Below are 2,147 nucleotides of genomic sequence, written 5' to 3'. Positions count from 1 at the left end.
ATAATGTGATGCACAGATTATGTTACTAAGCCCCAGTGAGAAGATTACGCAGTCTCACGGGGCTTTTTAACATCAATCTGCATTATGCGAATTTGAAAGGTTGGGGGAGTCCACGTCTTCTAATGGTGGACTCTAGTCTCAAATTTGAGAATTTATTATTTCTATATGCTGTCTAATGGTGGACTCTATTCCGATATTTCGGAATTTTTAGAGGTCTTTAGAGTTCCTAACAACAACTTTTCCGTTTGCTGATATTTCAACGTTATCGATAGCTTGATCAAGGATTATATGCACTAGCTCACTATCCTTAATCGGCTGTAGATTTTTATTGATCAGAATTTTATTGAGTTCTACGCACTTCTTTCTAAGAGATTCTTGCTCTTTGTCATTTAAACGTACTGTTACTGCCATTTTGATCACATTTTACGGTTATTAACTTGCATACAATATTACTTGTATATGTGTTATATGTGCTTGCTATTCATGTGTAATTGTATTAAATTCTGCTAAATGTTATTTGTATACATGCGTAATTAGACCATGCTAGATCATATTTGCATAAATGCGCCATTTGAATCCAGCTTCTACTCAGTAGATGCGGAAGGGCGTTATTTTTTTGTAGATATTGATCTTCACACCATAGAAATTCCACTTGCGTCTCGTTCTGTTCATAAGAATGATGACGGTTCGATTTCTGCTGCTGCTTTATTCCATCCTTATGAGTCTGTACCGACTCATTACACAGGTATGGCGATGAAAGTGTTTTTCGATGCTAGTTATGAACCTTATGTACAGATTAAGGCTTCGCCTGCAAAGTTGTTGCAGGGCCATAACGTTTTTGGATCGGATGACATAGAGCAGGGTGCTGATGAGATGATTGGCTTCTTACACATGGCTTACCCAGTGCTTACCCGTATGCTTGATTGGGAACGTGCTTGGGTTTCACATATTGACGTTACGTATTCTGCCAAGTTGTCTGATCAGACAACGGCTAAAAAGATTCTGGACTTTCTGGCTAATGTCAGTAGCGGTCAAACTAGACTTTCCAATAAGCGGTTTGATAGCTCTGTGTATTGGGGTGGCCAGACGTCCAGACTTGTAAACCATAAATGCTATTTAAAGCATGATGAATTTCTTTCCCAGTTTGAAGAACTTAAGCAACTGGCAAAAAAGAATGACAAGGCAGCTCAACGAGTTGTTGATGTTATGTCCGATTCTCGTTTAATCAACTGGACGGTCGGACTATTACGTTTTGAATCACGTTTAAAAAAACGTTGGCTTGAACGTAACGGAGTACCTACGAACCTTTATGAACTCATAGCATTTCAGAAGGCAAATCCTGATTTACTTCAAACACTTTGGACAAAGGCAACGCACAGCATTTTTGATGCCATGAGAGGTCAAACTGTGAAATTGATTAATGATGAAAGTGTTTTGGAAGCCATATCTAACTCGCCAGTTGTCGTTACCAATAGCGGTAAGGTTTCTCAAACACGTATCCGAAATATTTACTCTACGTACTGTTTAGTGCGTGAGCATGGCTTAGAGAAATTAGCTGAAATGCTTCCTAAGCCTACGTTTTATAGACATTTATCTGAACTTTGCGAATGTGGCTTTTCAAAGGCATTTTTGCAGAACTTGCATGACAACAAGGCTAAAAATGTCATTCCATTTATGAAGCTCGTAGAAATCGACTTTTCCCAACAATTGCCTGAGTGGTATGAGCCACCAGTATCGCAATTTAAATCAGTAGCTTAAAGGTGAGCAAATGAATAATTCACAACATCCAATTATGACAGTTACAGGCATCCGTAAATCAGCGGGTGATTTTAAAGACCAGTCATCTGGTAAAGAAATTACGTTTTCAAATACGGTTGTAACTGTACTTCAGGAATATTCAGACAAAGAGAAAGAACAAGGCGCTATCGGTTTTAAATCGACTGACTACAAGATTAAAGGCGCTCAGTTCTTTAATGATTACATGCATCAGGAATTACCGAGCAAAGCTAAATTGATCTTTGATTGGGATTTCACAGGTAAAGCGCCTAAAGCTGTATTGGTAGCTTTGGACTTTGATGGTGTGGAAGCAGCTTAATAAAGCTATATGAATCAAAGTGTTAACTATATAACACTTCGTATAATGTATA

The 2,147-nt window shown here is 38.2% G+C and carries 3 protein-coding genes; 2 read left to right on the top strand and 1 reads right to left on the bottom strand.

The genetic code is table 11. The features are described 5' to 3' along the window. Positions 1–207: 207 nt before the first annotated feature. On the bottom strand, positions 208–411 hold the full coding sequence (locus ACTJJG_RS18995; RefSeq protein ID WP_000301760.1) for a hypothetical protein: 204 nt from the start codon (positions 409–411) through the stop codon (positions 208–210). A gap of 129 nt (positions 412–540) precedes the next feature. Here ACTJJG_RS18995 and ACTJJG_RS18990 point away from each other — a divergent pair, with 129 nt between their 5' ends. Both ACTJJG_RS18990 and ACTJJG_RS18985 read left to right on the top strand, forming a co-directional pair. Beyond that, positions 541–1,758 (top strand): phage/plasmid replication protein, II/X family, encoded by a 1,218-nt coding sequence (locus ACTJJG_RS18990; RefSeq protein ID WP_000884016.1) that lies wholly within the window; start codon positions 541–543, stop codon positions 1,756–1,758. A gap of 10 nt (positions 1,759–1,768) precedes the next feature. Continuing rightward, the gene (locus tag ACTJJG_RS18985; RefSeq protein WP_032029004.1) at positions 1,769–2,095 is read left to right on the top strand and encodes a hypothetical protein; all 327 of its coding nucleotides are present in this window, start codon (positions 1,769–1,771) and stop codon (positions 2,093–2,095) included. The last annotated feature ends 52 nt before the right edge of the window (positions 2,096–2,147 follow it).

The sequence above is a fragment of the Acinetobacter sp. 22512 genome, assembly GCF_052044755.1.
Taxonomy (GTDB): Bacteria; Pseudomonadota; Gammaproteobacteria; order Pseudomonadales; family Moraxellaceae; genus Acinetobacter; species Acinetobacter pittii.
This window is presented reverse-complemented; position numbering and strand designations above follow the sequence as displayed.

What these genes read in the sequence shown, in the direction of transcription:
- ACTJJG_RS18995 (WP_000301760.1), bottom strand. Translation starts at nt 411, where the DNA reads ATGGCAGTAACAGTACGTTTAAATGACAAAGAGCAAGAATCTCTTAGA.
- ACTJJG_RS18990 (WP_000884016.1), top strand. Translation starts at nt 541, where the DNA reads ATGCTAGATCATATTTGCATAAATGCGCCATTTGAATCCAGCTTCTAC.
- ACTJJG_RS18985 (WP_032029004.1), top strand. Translation starts at nt 1,769, where the DNA reads ATGAATAATTCACAACATCCAATTATGACAGTTACAGGCATCCGTAAA.